20 protein-coding genes and 1 pseudogene are annotated in these 18,843 nt (G+C 62.4%); 15 read left to right on the top strand and 6 right to left on the bottom strand.

The features are described 5' to 3' along the window. Positions 1-256 precede the first annotated feature (256 nt). Positions 257-1,441, top strand: coding sequence for a serpin family protein (locus NW855_RS09505; protein WP_414508700.1), 1,185 nt, complete (start codon positions 257-259; stop codon positions 1,439-1,441). Here the strand turns inward: NW855_RS09505 and NW855_RS09500 are convergent. The 4 genes from NW855_RS09500 to NW855_RS09485 form a co-directional block, all read right to left on the bottom strand. Continuing rightward, a complete protein-coding gene (locus tag NW855_RS09500; protein WP_011429147.1) occupies positions 1,428-3,248 on the bottom strand; it encodes an NFACT family protein in 1,821 nt (606 codons plus the stop codon). The two genes, NW855_RS09505 and NW855_RS09500, sit on opposite strands and share 14 nt — an antisense overlap. Before the next feature lie 219 nt (positions 3,249-3,467). Beyond that, on the bottom strand, positions 3,468-4,085 hold the full coding sequence (locus NW855_RS09495; RefSeq protein WP_011429146.1) for a DUF3727 domain-containing protein: 618 nt from the start codon (positions 4,083-4,085) through the stop codon (positions 3,468-3,470). A 72-nt stretch (positions 4,086-4,157) separates the two neighbouring features. Further along, entirely contained in the window at positions 4,158-4,403 is a 246-nt protein-coding gene (locus tag NW855_RS09490; RefSeq protein ID WP_011429145.1) for a gas vesicle protein GvpG, read from the bottom strand. Between the two features lie 20 nt (positions 4,404-4,423). After that, a complete protein-coding gene (locus NW855_RS09485; RefSeq protein ID WP_099834698.1) occupies positions 4,424-4,696 on the bottom strand; it encodes a hypothetical protein in 273 nt (90 codons plus the stop codon). 15 nt (positions 4,697-4,711) lie between these two features. Between NW855_RS09485 and NW855_RS09480 the strand changes: the two are divergent. Then, positions 4,712-5,113 (top strand): annotated as a pseudogene (locus NW855_RS09480) (amino acid ABC transporter ATP-binding protein); the annotation flags it as partial. A gap of 10 nt (positions 5,114-5,123) precedes the next feature. On the opposite strand, the gene NW855_RS09475 reads toward NW855_RS09480, so the two are convergent. Continuing rightward, the gene (locus tag NW855_RS09475; RefSeq protein WP_011429142.1) at positions 5,124-5,936 is read right to left on the bottom strand and encodes a class I SAM-dependent methyltransferase; all 813 of its coding nucleotides are present in this window, start codon (positions 5,934-5,936) and stop codon (positions 5,124-5,126) included. Between the two features lie 41 nt (positions 5,937-5,977). Here NW855_RS09475 and NW855_RS09470 point away from each other — a divergent pair, with 41 nt between their 5' ends. The 12 genes from NW855_RS09470 to NW855_RS09415 all read left to right on the top strand — a co-directional run bounded on the left by NW855_RS09470 (position 5,978) and on the right by NW855_RS09415 (position 15,939). Beyond that, positions 5,978-6,193, top strand: coding sequence for a hypothetical protein (locus NW855_RS09470; RefSeq protein WP_011429140.1), 216 nt, complete (start codon positions 5,978-5,980; stop codon positions 6,191-6,193). A 115-nt stretch (positions 6,194-6,308) separates the two neighbouring features. Further along, entirely contained in the window at positions 6,309-7,709 is a 1,401-nt protein-coding gene (locus NW855_RS09465) for an ABC transporter substrate-binding protein (protein ID WP_011429139.1), read from the top strand. Between the two features lie 53 nt (positions 7,710-7,762). Further along, positions 7,763-8,578 carry a tryptophan synthase subunit alpha gene (trpA, locus tag NW855_RS09460; protein WP_011429138.1) on the top strand — a complete coding sequence of 272 codons (816 nt, stop codon included), beginning with the start codon at positions 7,763-7,765 and terminating at the stop codon, positions 8,576-8,578. A 414-nt stretch (positions 8,579-8,992) separates the two neighbouring features. Then, a complete protein-coding gene (locus tag NW855_RS09455; RefSeq protein WP_011429136.1) occupies positions 8,993-9,511 on the top strand; it encodes a phycocyanin subunit beta in 519 nt (172 codons plus the stop codon). A 147-nt stretch (positions 9,512-9,658) separates the two neighbouring features. Continuing rightward, a complete protein-coding gene (locus NW855_RS09450; RefSeq protein WP_011429135.1) occupies positions 9,659-10,147 on the top strand; it encodes a phycocyanin subunit alpha in 489 nt (162 codons plus the stop codon). A gap of 288 nt (positions 10,148-10,435) precedes the next feature. Continuing rightward, on the top strand, positions 10,436-10,696 hold the full coding sequence (locus NW855_RS09445) for a phycobilisome linker polypeptide (RefSeq protein ID WP_011429133.1): 261 nt from the start codon (positions 10,436-10,438) through the stop codon (positions 10,694-10,696). A gap of 72 nt (positions 10,697-10,768) precedes the next feature. Next, on the top strand, positions 10,769-11,539 hold the full coding sequence (locus NW855_RS09440) for a HEAT repeat domain-containing protein (RefSeq protein ID WP_228375394.1): 771 nt from the start codon (positions 10,769-10,771) through the stop codon (positions 11,537-11,539). 87 nt (positions 11,540-11,626) lie between these two features. Beyond that, positions 11,627-12,268: a HEAT repeat domain-containing protein gene (locus NW855_RS09435; RefSeq protein WP_414508699.1), complete on the top strand. Its 642-nt coding sequence runs from the start codon at positions 11,627-11,629 to the stop codon at positions 12,266-12,268. Positions 12,269-12,310: 42 nt separating this feature from the next. After that, a complete protein-coding gene (locus tag NW855_RS09430) occupies positions 12,311-13,036 on the top strand; it encodes a phycobilisome rod-core linker polypeptide (protein WP_011429130.1) in 726 nt (241 codons plus the stop codon). Positions 13,037-13,175: 139 nt separating this feature from the next. Then, on the top strand, positions 13,176-13,487 hold the full coding sequence (locus NW855_RS09425) for a DUF6825 family protein (RefSeq protein WP_414508698.1): 312 nt from the start codon (positions 13,176-13,178) through the stop codon (positions 13,485-13,487). Between the two features lie 29 nt (positions 13,488-13,516). Further along, positions 13,517-15,220, top strand: a complete 1,704-nt coding sequence (locus tag NW855_RS09420) for an ABC1 kinase family protein (RefSeq protein ID WP_240530505.1) — start codon at positions 13,517-13,519, stop codon at positions 15,218-15,220. Continuing rightward, complete coding sequence (locus NW855_RS09415; RefSeq protein WP_011429127.1) at positions 15,220-15,939, top strand: Stp1/IreP family PP2C-type Ser/Thr phosphatase; 720 nt, start codon at positions 15,220-15,222, stop codon at positions 15,937-15,939. The genes NW855_RS09420 and NW855_RS09415 overlap by 1 nt, the downstream gene beginning before the upstream one ends. A gap of 11 nt (positions 15,940-15,950) precedes the next feature. Here NW855_RS09415 and NW855_RS09410 read toward each other — a convergent pair whose 3' ends face one another. After that, positions 15,951-16,868, bottom strand: a complete 918-nt coding sequence (locus tag NW855_RS09410; RefSeq protein ID WP_011429126.1) for a histone deacetylase — start codon at positions 16,866-16,868, stop codon at positions 15,951-15,953. 128 nt (positions 16,869-16,996) lie between these two features. Here NW855_RS09410 and NW855_RS09405 point away from each other — a divergent pair, with 128 nt between their 5' ends. Continuing rightward, positions 16,997-18,841 (top strand): serine/threonine-protein kinase, encoded by a 1,845-nt coding sequence (locus NW855_RS09405; RefSeq protein ID WP_011429124.1) that lies wholly within the window; start codon positions 16,997-16,999, stop codon positions 18,839-18,841. Positions 18,842-18,843 lie beyond the last annotated feature (2 nt).

Raw genomic sequence — 18,843 nt, 5'->3', positions numbered from 1 at the left:
GATCCGTAGCCAGTTTGGCCGGGATCTCCTGCGGGCTTTGGCCTGTCGATCTCTCCTCAAGCGCAAAGAGCCATCCACCCCCAACCCGATACCATAGCCATAGAGTCTATCTATCGTTCCCCACCCGGCCAGGAGAGACCCCATGAAAGACCTTTTGAGCAGATCCTCGCTGAGCCGGAGCTCGCTTCTGGCTCTGTTTGGCCTATTGCTTTTGGGTCTCTGGCCCGCACAGGGGATGGGATCCCAGGAGGCCCCGGTGCGGATCCCGTTTGAGCCGACCGTGACCTATGGGGAAGGCTATGGAGAAGAGGCTGTGGCCCAACAAGCCCAAAGTCGCTTTGCGCTAAAGCTGTTTGATCGCCTGCTCCAGCAGCAGCCGCAAGAGAACCTCTTTTTCTCTCCTTTGAGCATTCACTTGGCTCTGAGCATGCTGTACAACGGCGCCGCTGGGGAAACGCAGGCGGCCATGGCCGAGGTGCTGGAGGCCCAAGACCTCTCCCTCCATGAGTTGAACTGGACCAATGCCCAGATGGCGCGCTGGCTGGTGGAGCGATCCCAAGCAGAAGGGCCGATCCAGGTGCAAATTGCCAACGGCCTTTGGGTCGATCAAACCCTCACCCTGCGGCCTCCCTTTTTGCAGGCGCTGGCCACCTATTACCAAGCAGTGGCCAATCGGGTGGAGCTGGGATCCCGCCAGACGGTGCAGGCGATTAACCGTTGGGTAGCCGAGCGCACCCAGGGCCAGATCGACCGCATCGTGGATCGCCTCAGCCGGGAAGACAGGCTGGTTTTGCTCAACGCCATTTACTTCAAGGGAGAGTGGACCCAACCCTTCGATCCGGCCCTGACAGAGCCCCAGCCCTTTACCCGCCCAGATGGCCGCCGTGTCCAAGTGCCGCTGATGGCCCAATCCGGTCGCTACGGCTACCGGGAGACCGAGCAGCTCCAGGTGGTGCGCCTGCCCTATGGGGAAGGGGAACTGGCTATGGTGATCCTGCTGCCCAAGCCAGGGGTGAGCCTGGAAGCCCTGCGACAGGAGCTCAGCCCAGAAACTTGGCAAGAATGGACGGGATCCCTGCCCACCCGCCCCGGCTCGCTGCGGCTCCCCAAGTTTAAGCTGGCCTACGAAACCGATCTGGTGCCGGCTTTGCAACAGTTGGGCCTGGGGATCGCCTTTTCCCCTCAGGCCGATTTCAGCCAGATGACCCCAGAGCCGACGCAGGTCAGTAGAGTCTTGCACAAGGCGGCCATCGAAGTAGATGAAAAGGGATCCGGGGCGGCAGCCGCCACCGGGGTCATCGTCTCCCGCACCGCCAGCGACCGGCAAGAGCCCTTCCAGTTCGTAGCAGATCGCCCCTTCTGGTTTGCCATTGTGGCCTCCGGAGCCAACCGGGAGGCGCAAACTGTGCTGTTTATGGGATCCGTAGTCAACCCCAAGTAGAGGGCTGTAGCTCTGCTGGAACCTCCGGCTTGGGCGCCCCCTCCTTTTCCACAAGCAACTGGGCACGGCTGGGACGGCCCCACAGCACCTGCTCCTGCTGGTAAACCACCATGCCGGGTGGGGATCCCTTGGGTTTGAAGACGCACTTAGGGCGGGTATACACCACCGGTACCTGGTCGCTGAAGCGACCGCGGCTAAAATACGCCGCCAGATCGGCAGCCGCCTGCAGATCTTCACTTTCGGCCACCGCGCCCGGAGGCAGGCGCAACAGCACGTGGCTACCGGGGATCTCTTGGGCGTGAAACCACCAATCTTGGTCTTGGGCCACGCGGAAGGTCAGCCGATCATTTTGCCAGTTGTTGCGCCCCACCCAGATGGAGAAGCCGCTGGGGCTAGTGAAGCGATAGGGGTTGAAGCTGGCTGAAGAGGCCCGTCTGGATCCCTCTGCCCGGCTGGGGCTCTCTAGGTAGCCTTGTTGAATCAGCTCGGTCTCAACTTCTCGAAGGGCGGCCAAGTCCTGGGGATCCCGATAGGTTCCCAGATGCTGCAGGGTCGCTTCCACCTGCTCCAGGTAGCGGATCTCTTGCGCTACAGCTTCTAGCAAGGGCTGGACGGCCTCCTGGGCTCGTTTTTGTTTGCGGTGCTTGCGGTAGTAGGCCTGGGCGTTGAGAACAGCGTTTTTCTCCGGATCCAGCGGGATCTTGACCATCTGGCCGCTAAAAAAGTCTGGCAGCTCCATCAAGCTCAGCCCTGGCCGCCAGAGGTGGAGATGGGCCATGAGCAGATCGGCAGCCTGCTTGGAGGCTTCCGCTTGGGCCGAGTCGGCCAGCATCCTCTCGAAGTGCTCTTGCCGCTGGCGGAGTTTTTTCAGCAGGGCAGCCAGCTTTTGCCCCAGGCGCTGCCGCTCTCGCTCAAAGCGTTCGCGGTTGAGCTGGGCTTGGTAGTAGGCTTCCAGGAGCTGATGCAAGTTGGGTGTAGAGGGATCCCCGCCAGAGCCCCTCCAGCCGAGAACAGTGTACCCCTGGGGGGTAAGGGCCGGCTTAAACTGAGCCGTTTCCAGGCGGGCCAGCCAGTCCTGCCACCAAAAAAACAGGGCCTGCCACTCCTGGGGCGAGAGTTGGTTGCTGGGGGTTTGGGGTGGGATCCCGGCCTGCAGGCACATGGCCTCTGCCAAATGCCGGCTCAGGCCGCGGTAGCAGCGCAGCAGCCGCTGAGCAATGGGGCCAGGGATTAGGGCAAGACGCTCTTGCCACTGGGAGAAGGGCTCGGCTCGCTGGGGGATGGGATCGCTTAGGGCAGGGGGAGCTTCGTAAAGTAGACCTGGCTGCACCGGCCGTACCCGCGACTGTCGCTCGCTTACCCCGTGGCCGCAGGCCAAGATCATGCCCCCCTCGTCCACCAAGATGGCGTTGCTGTACTTGCCCATCACTTCCAGATAAAGGTGGCGTTGAGGGGGATCCGCGGGGCGAGGGGCAAAGCGAAAGTCAATCACCCGCTCCCACTCGTCCAGCAGCGCCAGCTCCGTCAGCGCCAAACCCCGCAGGTGCCGTTGCAGGTGTTGGCTAAAGGGCAAGTCCTCTGCTTCCTTGGGGGGAGCCTGACAGAGGTGAACTCGGGCCGCCTGAGGATGCCAAGACAGTAGCAAGCAAGGACGCGCCTTGAGGGTGCGCAGGCCAATCACCACCGTCCACAGATCCGTCTGCTGGATCCACTCCACGCGGGCAGGCAGCAAGGGATCCCCCCCGGCCTCAGCCCCTTTTAGATCTGCCAGCACAGCACGGAGGGTGGTCAGGTCAACCGGTTGCATCCCTGCTGCTCCTTGGGATCGGGCAACGCCTGGGGAACTGAACGAGGGCCTCCTTCCATTATCTTCCGCTCCCCTAGCTGGCGCTGGCAACAAAAAGACTCCGCCCAATCGACTTGAGCGGCAACCAAGGGGCTGCATTGGGGCAAGAGGCTTGGTACTTCCACCTTTGGGCTTTTTGGCCCAGGTGCCTTCAATTCTCAGGCAGAAACCCCGAGCTGCCTAGTCCTCGTCTTCATCGTCATATTCTTCATCATCGTACTCCTCCTCTTCCACTACCTCGTCCAGATCGAGCAGCACAGCATTGAGTTGGTCGAACAGGGCTGGCGAGTCCTCTGGGTTCAGTAGGTAGGGATCCCCCTCGTCAGGCAGGGCCACGTAGACCAGAACTGGGTCGAGGGGCGTAAAGATGCCGTATTTCTTGTCTTTGTAGAAGAAGGTAGCCAGCAGTTGGAATTCCTGGGCATCTTCCTCGCTTTCGCCCAGCTCGAACACATCTTCCTCTTCAACAGGGGGCAACTCTCCCTGCACCGTCAGGATGTCGAAGCCGTTTTGCTGCAGAGTCAAGTTCAACTCCTCCAAGACGGCCTGGATGGTGGGGATAGCAGCCTGGAGCTCCTCTGGATCCGGCTCATCCAGGATCCCTTCCATGTCCGCATCTCCGTTCACCGCTTGGCCGGGCTCTTCTTCCCCCTCCCAAACCAGAACTTTGATCACGGCGTCCACGGGCGTGGCCAGTGCATAGGCTTGTTCCTCAATGACCACCTGCCTCAGGATCTCGCATTTCAGAGGCTGGTTCTGCTCGTCGCGGAGCACTAAGGTTTCGCGGGATTCGGCCATGGAAAGCAACCCAGGGTAGGAAAATGAGGTCAACCAGAGCTTATTCTCCCATGTTCTGATCCCCCGCAGAACTCAGGGATCCTCGTCGGCACTGCCGGCTTCGGCCTGGGCCAGGGCTTCCAGAGCCAGCAGGATCTCCTCTTCTCGCTGGCTATAGGTCTCTTCATCGATCTCCCCCAGATCGAGCTGAATCTGGAGAGCGGTGAGTTCTTTCTGGAGGTTTTCTTTGCTGTCGAGTTGTGCCTCGGCCCGCTCGCGAATCTGCTCCGCCAACCACAGCAAGCTCTGGGCCGGCCACGTCAGCAATTGCCAAACCATCCCCGCGCCTCTCCCGTGATTTAGGTCAATCCTAACAAGCGGATCCCACCTCCGCCTAAAGCCCGATAACCGATGCTCAGACCCTCCCAAAGGTGGCGCCATAGACCCGAAACAGAGGGATCCCTGCCGCTGGACTCTGCTGCTGGTTGCCGTTGCTCCTGTTCCAGCAACTCCAGCAGGTGGGTGTTGTTGGCTGCCCTGGCTGCTTCTAGACGATGGGCCAGAGAGACAGCGATGTTCCGCCGATGGCGGGCCAGAAAGCTAGCTCCACTCGCTTCAGCAGTTGCGCTCATAGAAATAGATAGAAAAAGGCCGAGGCAGTTGAACGGGCTATGGAGGTGTTGAGACGAGTGGGGATCGCCGAGCAAGCCGAGAAGTATCCTGGTCAACTTTCGGGGAGGCAGCAGCAGCGGGTGGCGATTGCCCGCGCTTTGGCCATAAATCCGGCGGTGATGCTCTTCGATGAGCCCACCTCGGCCTTGGATCCGGAGATGGTCAAAGAGGTGCTGGACGTGATGCGGGAGCTGGCCCGCTCGGGCATGACCATGGTGTGTGTAACCCACGAGATGAGCTTTGCCCGCGAGGTGGCGGATCGGATTGTCTTCTTCGACCGCGGCAAGATCGTGGAAGAAAACACCCCCCAAGAGTTTTTCAGCAACCCCAAGGAAGAGCGTTCTCGCCTTTTCTTGTCGCAGATCCTTTCCCACTAAGGGGCTGCGCTTAGAGAGGCGCAAGCCGTGCCAGAAAGGCCCCCTCCGGCTCTTGGTAGAGAATTTGTCCCTGCCAGCCGTTGGCGTGGGCACAGCGCAGCAGGGTTTCCGGATCCACAAACAGCCAGGGAAAGGGATCCCCGCGCTGCCCGCCGTACTCGGCCACAAAGTTCACCACCCTGGCTTTTGCCTCGCCCGCTGTTCTGCAGTCTCTCCCCTTCTCCCGATCCTCGGCTTCAGAATTAGCTGAACTTTCTACCTGCGGCAGATCCGCCGCGTCGCCCTCTTCACTGAGATCGGCTAGATCGGTGGAATCCACAAGCAACTGGCCGGTGGGCTGAACCCAGTGGCGGGCCAAGCTTAAAAAGCGCTCCAACCCCGCCAGGGATCCCACCAGGCCGGCGCCGTTCATCAGCAGCAGCAGCGTATCGAAGGGCTCTTCCGGCCCCTCCCAGTGGAACAGGTCGGCGGCGATGCGGCAATGCACCCCCCGTTCGGCCATGATCTGCAACGCCACCGGCGAGCGATCCAGGGCGGCTACGGCAAACCCCTCCTCCTGCAACAGCAGGCTGTGGCGGCCCGTGCCGGCGCCAATGTCCAGCACCCGACCGCGGCAGAGCTCTAAGGCCAGGGCCTCCACCTCCGGCAGCTCTTGGGTGAAGAACACCTCCGGCGAGACCACCTGGGGCTCCTCTGCCAGCGGGATCCCCTCGGCGCTGTAGGCGTGCAAGAGCAGGGATCCCCTCGCCTGGCCCCGGTGCCAGTCCCACAGGGCTTGCTCGAGCGGATCCTGAGGCAAAGGGTTTTCGACAACCTCTATCATGGGACTCTATCATGGAAAGGGAAAGCTAGAGTCTTGCCCCAATGGCCATTGCCGCATTTCTTTACGCTGCCGCTTTGGTTCTTTTGCTGATCGCAGGAGTCGTTTGGGCCACCTCTCAGCCGGCTAACTTGGAGACCGAGCCACAGGCCGGCGCACCTCCAGAAGAGCCCCCGGCAACCCCATCTGTTCCTGTTTCCATTGTGGAGCAACTGGAGCGCCAATACCGCAACAGCCCTTCCTACCGTCCCGATCCTTAGCGTATGCTTCAAGAAAGTTCTTGAAGATCCTTGAAGAGGGGGGGTCCAAGAGCTTCCTGAAGGCGTGAGCGGTACCCCTGCTGTCCGGATTCTGCTGTTCTCTTCCTTGGGGCCCATGGCTGCGAAGTCTCCACCCCCTATCGTCTACATTGCCCTAGGGCTATTGCTCCTCTGGGGTGGTCATCGCGCCTGGCAGGCGGGCTACATCCGCTGGCCAGAAGGGATCCCTCTGCCAGGGTTGGGCGGTAGGGCCCAAGATCTGCTCTTAACCAGCGGCGAGCGCACCCTGTTTGCCGATAGCAGTCCCGCCGCCGTGGCTGCAGCAGAGCTGTTGCGCCAGGGCAATTTCGGCGCGGCGATCCCGCTCCTAGAGATGGGGCTACAGAACAACCGCAACGACCCGGAAGCTCGCATTTTCCTCAACAACGCCCGCGCCCAGCAGCAGGGCAACCCCTTGAGCATAGCCGTGGTGGTGCCCATCTCCAGCAACCCCAACCGCGCCAAGGAGACCCTGCGCGGCGTGGCCCAGGCCCAAGAGGAGCTATTTCAGCAAGGGGGTATTGCAGGGCGGCTGCTGCGGGTGGTGATTGCCGACGACGGGGATAACCCAGAGCGAGCGGCGGCAGTGGCCAAAGCCCTGGTGGGCCAGCCCGAGATCCTGGGGGTGATCGGCCACAACGCCAGCGATGCCACCCTGGCGGCGGCTGAGATCTATCAGTCTGCCGGCCTGGCCATGATCTCCTCCACCTCCACCAGCACCCGCATCAGCCTGCTGGGGAACGCCATCTTTCGCACCGTCCCCTCCGACCAGATTGCTGGCACGCAACTGGCCCGCTATGTCCTTAACAAACTGCGCCTGCAGAGGGTGGCCATCTTCTACAACCCCAACAGCGCCTACAGCACCAGCCTGCGCGACGCCTTTGCCGCTACCCTGACCAGCGAAGGGGGCGTTGTGCTGGCGACCTTCGACCTGTCGGCAGCCGATTTCAACCCCCAGGCCAGCCTGCAGACAGCTCTGGGGCAGGGATCTCAGGCGGCTTTCTTGGCGCCCACGGCTTCCGTGGCCGAAAAAGCGCTGGCCGTTGCCCGCGAGAACGCTGCCCTTGGCCAGCCCCTCGCCCTGGTGGGGGGGGATGTGCTGTTTAGTCTCACCACCCTCAAGGAAGGGGGGGCAGCAGTAGAGGGGCTGGTGGTGGCGGTGCCCTGGCATCCCGACGTGCCCCGCAACCGCGGCTTTGCCCAGAAGGCAGCCCAGATGTGGGGAGGGCAGGTGAGTTGGCGCACGGCACTGGCCTACGACGCCACCCGTGTTTTTCTCCAGGCTATTCGGCAGGGATCCCCCAGCCGCAGCGGCATTCTCACTGCCCTGGGCGACCCCAACTTCCGCTTGCCAGACGGCGCTTCCGGGGAGGTGCGCTTTTTGCCCTCCGGCGACCGCGATGCTCCCCATGTGCTGGTGCGCATTGAACGGGGCAACCGCTCCGGCACCGGCTACGATTTTGTGCCCCTCCCCTAGGGCAGGCGCTACAGTAGGGGGTGCTCTCCATCTCCTCAGCTTGGACAGATCCCATGCCCAGCCGGATCACCGCGTGTTTTCAGGCGCTGCGCAGCCGCGGCGAAGCCGCCCTCATCCCCTACCTCACCGCCGGGGATCCCAACTTGGAAACCACCTTTGCGGCCCTGCAAGTTTTGGAGGAGAACGGCGCCGACCTCATCGAGTTGGGGGTGCCCTATTCGGATCCCCTGGCCGATGGGCCGGTGATCCAGGCAGCAGCCACCCGCGCCCTCAGCCGGGGCGTCACCTTGGGCGACATCTTGCAGGGCTTGCGGGGCCTCTCGCTGCGGGCTCCCCTCGTCCTGTTCACCTACTACAACCCCATCCACCAGCTCGGCATCCCCACCTTTGTGCGGCAACTGCGCCAGGCCGGCTGTGCCGGCTTGGTCGTCCCCGACCTGCCCCTGGAAGAGGCCGGATCCCTGCGGGAAGCAACGCAGGCGGAGGGGATCGACCTCATCCTGCTGGTGGCCCCCACCAGCCCCGCCGAGCGAATGCGCCGTATTGCCCAACAGTCCAGCGGCTTTATCTACCTGGTCAGCACCACCGGCGTCACCGGCGAACGGGCCACCCTGGAGCAGCGGATCCCGGCCTTGCTGCAGCAACTGCGCCAATACACCTCCCTGCCGATTGGGGTAGGCTTCGGCATCTCCACCCCCGACCAGGCCCGCCAGATTGCTCTCTGGGGAGCGGATGCGGCGATCGTGGGCAGTGCCTTTGTGCAACGGCTGGCCAAGGCCCCCACCCCCGCCCAAGGGCTGCAACAAATTGCCCACTTCTGCCGGGATCTCAAAGCTGCCCTGCAAGGCATAGGTACCCCGCAACATTGACTGCTGCAGTGTGTGGGCAAGAGGCTTGCCTTTATCTCAAAACAAGTGAAACGAATGTTTACATTTTTTTACTGCCCTCGCCGACCAGTTTCTGGCCTGCTGACCCAACAGAGCCAGAGGATTGGCGGCCAAGCAGACACTCTGGTGCCTGTTTATTTGTAAATCTTCACAAAACACTCATCCCTCCCACGCTATAAAATTGACCTGGATGCTCGGCTGTCTGAAAGTCGCAGAGGTTCTTGACCTGTCTCAAAATCTGGGGCTTCGGTGGGGGTAGTTTTGAGCAACCCGCTCCACAGGATCCCCGGTTTTTGGGCAAGGAGGATCCCGCAAACAACAGAGTTTGGGATCCCACTTTTGAGAGGTTCAGCCAGTCGCCCATCGCTTTTTGGAAAGACCAGAAGGAGATCCATCATGCAAGACGCCTTTACCCGGGTGATCGCTCAGGCAGATGCACGCGGTGCCTTTTTAAGTGATCAAGACTTCGACCGTCTGGCGGCTTTGGTGGCAGAAGGCAACAAACGCCTGGATGCTGTCAACCGCATGACCAGCAACGCCGCCCAAATCGTAACCAACGCGGCTCGTTCCCTGTTTGCCCAGGAGCCGGATCTGATCGCCCCTGGCGGTAATGCCTACACCAACCGTCGCATGGCCGCCTGCCTGCGGGACATGGAGATCATCTTGCGCTACATCACCTACGCCACCTTGGCGGGGGATAGCTCGGTGCTGGAAGATCGCTGCCTCAACGGCCTGCGGGAGACCTACATTGCGCTGGGGGTGCCCACCAGCTCCATGGCCAACGCCATTGCGGCCATGAAGAAGGAAGCCCTGGCCAAGATCATGGATCCGAACGGCATCACCCCTGGCGACTGCTCGGCGCTGCAAAGCGAGGTGGCCAGCTACTTCGACAAGGCGGCTGCCGCCATTGTTTAAGTTAAAAGCGGTCGTCCCTCTTTAAAGCTCCGTGAGATCGCCTAGATCCCTTTTTTCCGACAGGCAGACAGGCATTCCCAACTTGGAGGAGTGCCGGCTGCTCAACTAAGACTTTTGCTAACAGTCAACGCATTTAGGAGTTGCAAGGTGAAAACTGTCATTACCGAAGCGATTGCCGCTGCTGACAATCAAGGGCGTTTTCTCAATGCCAGCGAGCTGCAGGCCGTTAATGGTCGTTACCAGCGCGCTGCTGCCTCTCTGGAAGCGGCCCGTGTCTTGACCCAAAACCAACAAACGCTGGTGCGCGAAGCGGTGCAGGAAGTGTTCAAGCGCTTCCCCTACCTGACCCAGCCGGGCGAAATGGGTCACGGCGATGTGTTTCAGGCCAAGTGTGCCCGCGACATTGGCTACTACCTGCGCTTTATCACCTACTCGCTGGTTGCAGGCGGCACGGGCCCCCTCGATGAATACCTGGTGGCGGGCCTGCGGGAGGTGAACCGCTCCTTTAACCTCTCCCCGAGCTGGTACATTGTAGCTCTGCAGCACATGAAGAGCCGTGCTCTGGGCATGCTGAAGGGCCAAGCGGCGAACGAAGCAGCCATTTACTTCGACTACGCCATCAACGCCCTTAGCTAAGGGATGCCAGAGTAGAGATCCCGTTTTTGGGGGAGCGATCTCTTTCTTCGTCTTCCAATTGAGTGCCCCTACAGAGCAGGCAGCAGCCCAAGTGGAGCTGAGCTGGTCGTTTCCAGGTTTTCGGCGCCGCGGCTCTCTTCGAGCCAGCTAGGTTGTCTGCCTGCTTCCCAAGCTTTTGTGCCTGGGTACAGTTCTGCCTCTAGAGGTGGCTTTTGCGGCCTCTCTGGCGGTCAGGAGGTCTTCGTGCCCAGGTGCCGCACAAAGTTGAACTCGACTCGGGGGAAAACGATGTTTGGTCAAAGCACCAGCGGCCCTGAAACTTTGACGGAAGCCGGCAGCCGGGTTTACAAGGTTGAGTACACTGGCCTGCTCAACCCACCCGATGCTCTGGCCACCTCGGCTAAGGTGCGTCGCAGTACCATGAGCATCACAGTTCCTTACAGCCGGCTGTCCACGGAGATGCAGCGCATTCTGCGGATGGGCGGCAAAATCGTGCAGGTCACTGCTCTATCGGCGGCCCCTGCCCAGAGCAACGGCGCTGCTGAGTAAGGGATCCCTCTGCTCAACGGCAGTCATCGGCAAGGTGGCCTCGATTCCATGGACGGCTCTGCAAGGGTTCCCATGACATCCAACACGGCGGTGCTGCCCCAGCCGCTCACCTGGGAGCAGGCGATAGCGCGGCTGCAGGGGGATGACCCGCAAGATCGGTACTATGCCGCTTGGTACTTGGGCACGGTTCGGGATCCGCGGGGGGTAGAGCCACTGCTGTTGGCGTTGCGAGATGAGCGGGATCGCACCGCCTTGGGGGGCTACCCGCTACGGCGCAATGCGGCCAAAGCCCTTGGGCAAATTGGCGACGTGCGGGCCGTGCCCGGCCTGATCGAGGCCCTTGGCTGTAGCGATCTGCATGTGCGGGAAGAGGCTGCCTATGCCCTGGCCCAGTTGGGAGACCGGCGGGCGGTGGCTCCCTTGCTGGCCTTGCTGCAGTCGCGGGAGCAGGAGCAGCCCTGGGAAGCCTTCATCGAGGCGCTGGGCCAGCTCAACGCCACCGAGGCCGAGGCGGCGATTCGGCCTTTCTTAAGCCACCCCTCGGAGCGGGTGCGTTCGGCAGCCGCTTGGGTGCTCTATCGCTTTACACAAGCCGAGGAGCTGACCCAAGTTCTGGTGGCGCTGCTGGCCCACCCCAATTTCAGCCTGCGCCAGGCGGCCCTTTTCGATCTGGCAGAATCCGGCTGGGTGGCAGGGGCGCCGCTGTTGGCGACAGCCGATGTGGCGCTTAACCTGCGCATCAATGCTCTGAAGCGACTGTTCGACGTGGCGCTGCAGTTAGGGCGAGTGCCGCCGGATCGGGTGGCAGCAGCGATCATCCCGCAACTGGACAGGCTGTTCTAGACGTGAAAGGGCTTGGGGCTCTCCCCCCCTATTGGCTCGCTTGGATGTTTCGTTAGTTTTTTACTTACCTTGGCCTCTGGGTTGTCTATGTCCTCTTCCTCGGCTGCGCAAGTGCTTCCCGCTGCTGTGGCTCAACTGGCCGCTGAACTGGAACAGGCCACCTCAGCGGAAGAACTGTTGCGGGTGGTGAGAGCGCTGGGATCCTTGGGCCACGTGGAAGGGATCCCCCTGCTCATTCGCGCCTTTGGCTTCAACCGCCCTGCCGTGGGGGAGGCCGCGCTGGAAGAGGTGTTGCGCTTTGGGGAGGCGGCGGTAGGGCCTTTGCTGGCCAACATCGATGGCTTCGACTATGGGGCGCGCGCCTATTCGGTGCGGGCGTTGGCCCGTATCGGCCACGGCGATGCCTACCCCTTTTTGGCGGAAGCCATTGTGGCGGACTTCGCCCCCAGCGTGCGGCGAGCGGCGGCCCGTGGGCTGGGACAGGTAGCGGCACGGCGGCCCCTCTCCGATCAAGAGCGAGCCTTGCACCTGTTGCGGCAATGCCTGGGCGACGCCGACTGGGGAGTTCGCTATGCCGCCGTCGGATCCCTGACGGATTTGGCTCGGCTGGGAGAGGCGTCCCTGCGATCTGCCGTCGAGGCAGCCCTGCAAATGGCCTTGCAGGATGCGGATCCCTTGATTCCCCTACGCGCCCGCCTAAGCCAGCAGGAGCTGGCTGCTGAACCATAACCCCTGCCATTTTGTTGTTTCGTTTCCTCAGGAGCATAACCTATGACTCTTCCGCTGCTTGCCGATCGCCCCACCACGCAAAGCGTGCGGGTGGAGCGCTACTTTGTACCCAGCGACGAAACCCCGCCCGCCTATCGCCCCGACGACCCGACGGGCATCGAAAATGTCATCCGCGCCGCCTACCGGCAGATCTTCAGCGAACACCTGATGCTGGAGAGCTACCGGCAAAAAGCGCTGGAGTCCCAGCTGCGCAACGGGGCGATCTCGGTGAAGGAGTTTATCCGTGGCCTGGGCAAGTCGGAGGTGTACCGGGATCTGGTCATGGTTCCTAACGACAACTACCGCTTCGTCGAGATCACCTTCCAGCGCTTCCTGGGCCGGCCCACCTACAGCCAGCAGGAGCGCATCAAGTACTCCATCATCCTGGCCACCCGCGGTCTGAACGGCTTTATCGACGCCGTTGTCGACAGTGAGGAGTACAACGCCGCCTTCGGGGACGATGTGGTGCCTTACCAGCGCCGCCGCCTTTCCGAGAAGCCGACCAACTTGCTCAACCCCCGCTACGGGGCGCGGTGGCGGGATGTTTCCGGCGTGAAGCGCTCGACGCGGGAAGTGGTGCGCACCTACCGGATTACTCGGCCTCCCAAGCCCGGGGATCCGGAAAACTTCCTCAACATGGCCCGCATGCTCAATCCCAAGCCGGCAGCGCGGCAAAACATCAGCGTCTTCGATCTGAAGATCCCCGACATGACCACCAACCGCCGCTGAGGGTTGGGCCTCCTACCCACTGCGCCCTTGCCAAGCTCTCAAGCCGATCATCCGACGCCGTTCGGGTGGATCGGCTCTTCGGCTTGGTTGGGGCAAGATTCGTTATAATCTGGGTGATGCTTCTTAACACTTGGGTTACATGAACAAGCCAGTTGTGCGGGCTTTTTTTGTCGGCAAGGCGGTGGCCGACGTGCTGCGAGAGCGCCTGGAGAGCACCCTTGCCGACCTTGCCGGGGAAGTGGGCAAGGTGTGGGCGGAGCTCCAAGAGGGCTGGCAGACCTTTGCCCAGGATGTCATGGCCCGGGCTGAGGCGGAAGCATCGCTAGCTGCCCAGGAAATGGCGGCACCCCCCTTCAAGGCAGAAGACCTGCAGGCAACCCTAGACGACCTGCGGGCAGAGGTGGCGCAGTTGCGCTCCGAATTGCAGAAGTATCGGAGTCGAAACGCTTGAACGCCAGCACACTCCCATCCCGAGCCGTTTTGGGATCCGAACCCGCCAAGCCCTATACCGCCTACCGTTGGGCTCGAGAAAACTACACCCGCTGGGGCCGCCTCATTGATATTTGGCGATTTGTGCTCACCTGGCTGTTTTACCTCTGGCTGGATCAGCAGGCGTGGAGCTACGGGGGGCAGCCCACAGCGGAGCGCAAAGCCAAACGCCGCCGCGCCAGGGCCATCTGGATCCGCGAGACGCTGCTCCACCTCGGTCCTACTTTTATCAAGGTGGGGCAGTTTTTCTCCACCCGGGCCGATCTCTTCCCCTCCGAGTACGTCGAGGAGCTGTCCAAGCTGCAGGATCGGGTGCCTGCTTTTGGCTACGAACAGGTGGCAGCCATCGTGCAGCAAGAGTTGGGCAAGCCCATTGAGCAGATCTACAGCTATTTCGATCCCACCCCCTTGGCGGCGGCCAGCTTGGGGCAGGTGCATCGGGCCAAGCTCAAGACCGGCGAAGAAGTGGTGGTCAAGGTGCAGCGTCCGGGCCTGACCCGCCTGTTCACGATCGATCTGGAGATCTGCCGCGGTATTGCCGAGTTCTTTCAGTACCACACCCGTTGGGGCGGGCCGGGCCGCGACTGGATCGGCATCTACGAAGAGTGTCGGCGCACCCTCTGGGAGGAAGTGGACTACCTCAACGAGGGCCGCAACGCCGACACCTTTCGCCGCAACTTTCGGGACATGCCACAAATTGCCGTCCCCAAAGTGTACTGGCGCTACACTTCCCCCCGCCTGCTGACGCTGGAATACCTGCCAGGGATCAAGATCAGCGACTACGAAGCCCTGAGCGCGGCGGGGCTGGATCGCAAGCTCTTGGCCCGCTTGGGGGCAGAGGCCTATTTGCGGCAACTGCTCAAAGACGGCTTTTTTCACGCCGATCCCCACCCTGGCAACATTGCCGTCAAGCCGGATGGCACGCTGATCTTCTACGACTTCGGCATGATGGGGCGCATTCGCCCTGGCATCAAGGAAAAGTTGGTGGCCATGCTGGCGGCTGTGGTGGCCAAAAATGCCGACCTGGTGGTGGCCTCGCTGGTGGAGCTGGGCGTGTTGGTGCCCACTGCCGATCTGGCGCCAGTACGCCGCTCGGTGCAGTACATGTTGGATCACTTCATGGACAAGCCCTTTTCCAACAGCTCCGACGAGATCTCGGTGATGGCCATCAGCGAAGACCTCTACGAGCTGGCCTACGATCAGCCGTTTCGCTTTCCCGCCACCTTTACCTTTGTGATGCGGGCCCTGACCACGTTGGAGGGGCTGGGGAAAAGCTTGGATCCGGAGTTCAATTTCCTGGAAGTGGCCAAGCCTTTCGCGGAGGAGCTGATGAACGGCAGCAAACCGGAGACGGAGACTCTGCTAGCCCAGGTCAGCCGCCAGGCGGCAGAGTTCACCAGCAGCAGCCTCAGCTTGCCCCGCCGTCTTGAAGCGACCTTGAGCAAGCTGGAACAGGGGGAGCTACGCCTGCGGGTGCGATCCAGCGAGGCAGAGCGTTTGCTGCGCAAGCTGAACAGCACCGGACGGGGAGTTATCTACGCGGTGTTGTTTGCAACTTTTTTTCTCAGCGCAACCCAGCTATTTTCGGCTGGGCATGCTACTTTAGCGATCGTCACCCTGGCTTTGGCCGTTCTCGCCGCTTTGGCGCTGGTCAGGGTACTCTTAAAGGCAAATGGATCAGAGCCACTGATGTGATGCGACGATATGCCTGCGCTACGGATCCAGGCAAGGTCCGCAGCAGCAATCAGGATGCCTACTACTGTGATCCAGAAGGACGTTACTTCATCGTTGCCGATGGCATGGGAGGGCACGCTGCCGGAGCAACAGCCAGCCTGTTGGCGGTCGAGGTCATTCGCGAGTGCCTTGAGCGGGGTTGGCAGACCGTGCCAGCGCCCAAGCTGCTCAGCGAGGCGATAGAAGCGGCCAACGAGGCCATTCTTAAAGACCAACGAGAAAACCCGGAGCGGGCCGACATGGGCACCACCGTGGTGGTGGCTCTGGTGGATCCCAACAACAATTGCTGGAGCGCTCACATCGGCGACTCTCGCCTTTACCGCCTCCGCGGATCTGAGATGCAGCAGATGACGGAGGATCACACCTTGGTAGCTCGCTCGGTTCGCCAAGGGGAGTTGACCCAGGCGCAAGCCCGCATGCACCCCTGGCGCCACATTCTCGAGCGCTGCCTGGGCCGCCCCGATGCAGGGCCGCCTGCTGTTCAGCCGATTACAATGCGCCCTGGGGATCGCCTGCTGTTGTGTAGTGACGGGCTCACCGAAGAGCTAGATGACGAGGTCATCGCCGAGTACTGCCTGAAGGTGGAGGATTTGGATCAACTGGCCTGCCAGTTGGTCGAGGCGGCCAAAGAGCGGGGCGGTCGGGACAACATCACGGTGGTGATCGCCGAATACGCCTAGTTCGCGGCCAGCTAGAGACGGTATTGCCGGTACACTTCGCCGGCAGCCCGGTGCAGGAGCGAGTGGCGGTAGACAAGCTGAGCGAGGTCGTTGCCGTAGCCGCCGCCGATAACGCAGGCAACGGGGTAGCCTCGCTTTAAGCAGGTGTCCAGCACCTGCATATCGCGGCGGAAGAGCCCCTCGTCGCTGAGGGCCAGCTTGCCCAAGAGATCTTCGCGGTGGGGATCCACCCCCGCATCATAGAGCACCAGATCCGGGCGCACCTGAGCCAACAGATCGGGCAGGTAGTCGGCCAGGGTTTGCAGATAAGCTTCGTCTTCCAGGCCCACCGGCAGGGGCACGTCCAGGTCGCTGGCCTGCTTGGTGGCGGGGAAGTTGGCGGCGCAGTGCATGGAAAAGGTAAACACCCGCGGCTCGGAGCGGAAGATCCAGGCGGTGCCGTCGCCCTGGTGCACATCCAGGTCTACAATCAGAACCTTTTGCACCAGCCCCTGCTGCAGCAGGACTTGGGCGGCGATGGCCAGGTCGTTGAAAATACAGAAGCCGGAGCCGTAGGCGGGAAAGGCGTGGTGGGTGCCGCCGGCGGTGTTGCAGGCCAGGCCGTGGCGCAGGGCCAATTGGGCGGTCAGGACGGTGCCGCCCACCGCGCGACAGGTGCGCTGCACCAGCTCGGGACTCCAGGGCAGGCCGATGCGCCGCTGCAGTTTGGCCTCCAGGGATCCCTCGCAGTAGGCCCGCACGTACTCTGGCGTGTGCACCGATTCGATCCAAGCCAGGGGGGGGAGTTCCGGCTGATGCACTTGCTGAGGGCGGATCACCCCTTCCCGCAGCAGCAGCTCGTGCAGGAGGCGGAATTTGGGCATGGGAAAGCGATGGCCCGGCGGCAGGGGGGCGCTGTAGTCGGGGTGGTAAACGACGGGCAAAGACATTCCAAGCAACCGGATCGACGGGGGTGAGCATAGCCTATTGGGGCCCCAGTGCTTATGGTAGAGGTAGCCCACTCTGGCCGGATCCCTGCGGGGGCTCTGCGCTGTTCTCTCTACCGCCGCGATTCCCTATGTTTACTGCGTCGGATCCCTTTTTGGGTCGCCTCTTGGCCCAGCGCTATCGCCTGACCCATCTGCTGGGGCAAGGAGGCATGGGGCGGGTCTACTTGGCCCAGGATCTGCTTTTTGGCGGGGTGGAAGTGGCCGTTAAGCTGCTCTCCCAGCCGGCGATGGACGAGCAGGCCCGCCTGCGCTTTGAGCGGGAAGCCAAAGCCTGCGCCGCTTTGGGCCAGAAAAGCCTGCACATTGTCAAGGTAAGCGACTACGGCATCACTGCCGATGGGGTGCCTTTCTATGTGATGGAATACCTCAACGGCCAAACCCTCAAGGACATTCTGGCGACGGGATCTCTGCCGCTGGAGCGCTTTTTTCGGCTGGCCCGCCAAATTGGCCTGGGGCTCAAAGCAGCCCACGAAGGGATCCTCCTGGAAGGACAGCGGATCCAGGTGATCCACCGCGACCTCAAGCCGGCCAACGTGATCGTGCTGGCCGACGAAAGCTTGGGGGAGCTGGCGAAGCTGGTGGACTTTGGCATTGCCAAGCTGCTCAACACCCGCGAGTCGCTCAGCCTTACCCACGCCTACCTGGGGACGCTGGCCTACTCCTCCCCGGAGCAACTGGAAGGGTTGCCGCTGGATGCCCGCTCCGACATCTACAGCTTCGGGATCATGCTCTACCAGATGGTGTCCGGCCAGATGCCCCTCCAGCCTACCACCGAATCTTTCCCGGGCTGGTACCAGGCCCACCACAAGCAGCGTCCCCTGCCTTTGGAAGAGCTGGGACTGCCGTTGGCGCTGCCCGCCGGTTTGTCGGATCTGATCCTCAGTTGTTTGGCCAAAGATCCGGCCGCCCGTCCGCCCACGGTGGCCAATGTGTTGGCGGAGCTGGAGCGCATCCAAGCCAGAGCGCAGGGATCCCCCAGAGGAGCTTCCCAGGCTGTTGCCCTTCAATTTCCAGCGATCCCCTCTGGCCCGCTTTTTCCCTCGGCGCCCCCCCTGGCCACGGCCGGCACGCTGCGGCTTGCGCCCCCGACAATGGCCAGCGAGAACAGGGGATCCCTGCTCTGGGCCCGCCTGATCCCCTTCTTGGGGGGCAGTTTGCTGGGCTTGGCCTTGGTGAGTTGGGGGTTGGGACGGTTGCTGCAGCGCCCTGCGGCTCCGGTGCTCTCCGGCTCTCGCCCCTCGCCAGCTGCCACGGAGTTAGAGGATGAGCGCCCAGGAGCGGAGGCGCAGCCCGATACGGCCCCTGAAGTTCTCGTTCCGGATATCCTTGGCAGCAGTGCTGGGCAGGACGAGGGCGCAACCCGTCGGGATCCGGCACCGGAGCTAGAACCCTACAGCGGGCCGGTGTTGCGCGCCTTCCCTCTCCAGACTTCCCGCGAGGTGGTGCGGGCCGCCCTGGGATCCCCCAGCCAGCAGGGGCGAGGCGCTCGGCCCAACACCGTCTACGACCTGTACCGCTTGGGCAGCATGAACTTGAGCCTCACCTACGACGAATCCAGCCTGGCGCTGCAACAAATCGAGGCCACCGTCGCCGACGACGTGCCCGCCCCGCAGGCGGAAGGGCTGCTGGAAGACATGCTGCAGGCCCCCTTGCCCCCCCAGTTGCAGCGAGAACTGCAGGCGGTGCGGGAAAACCGTTCTGAGCGCGTCCAGTTCCGCGTCGGCCCCTGGTCTGGCGTGGTCGAGCGCACCCCCCAGGGCCACCTCTACATGGCCGTTTGGGATCCCCCGCCCACCGTCCCCGTTGCCCAGCCCCGCCCAGCCCCCAGAGCCACTCCAGCCGCCGCCGGCCCTCGTCCCGGCCAGACCCTGCAGGAGCTGCTGCGCCGCGCGCGCGAATTGCGGGGAGATTGAGC

This window comes from Synechococcus sp. RC10B2 (assembly GCF_047502635.1).
The sequence above is the reverse complement of the archived record's forward strand: the minus strand, read 5'-3'. Positions and strand labels throughout refer to the sequence as shown.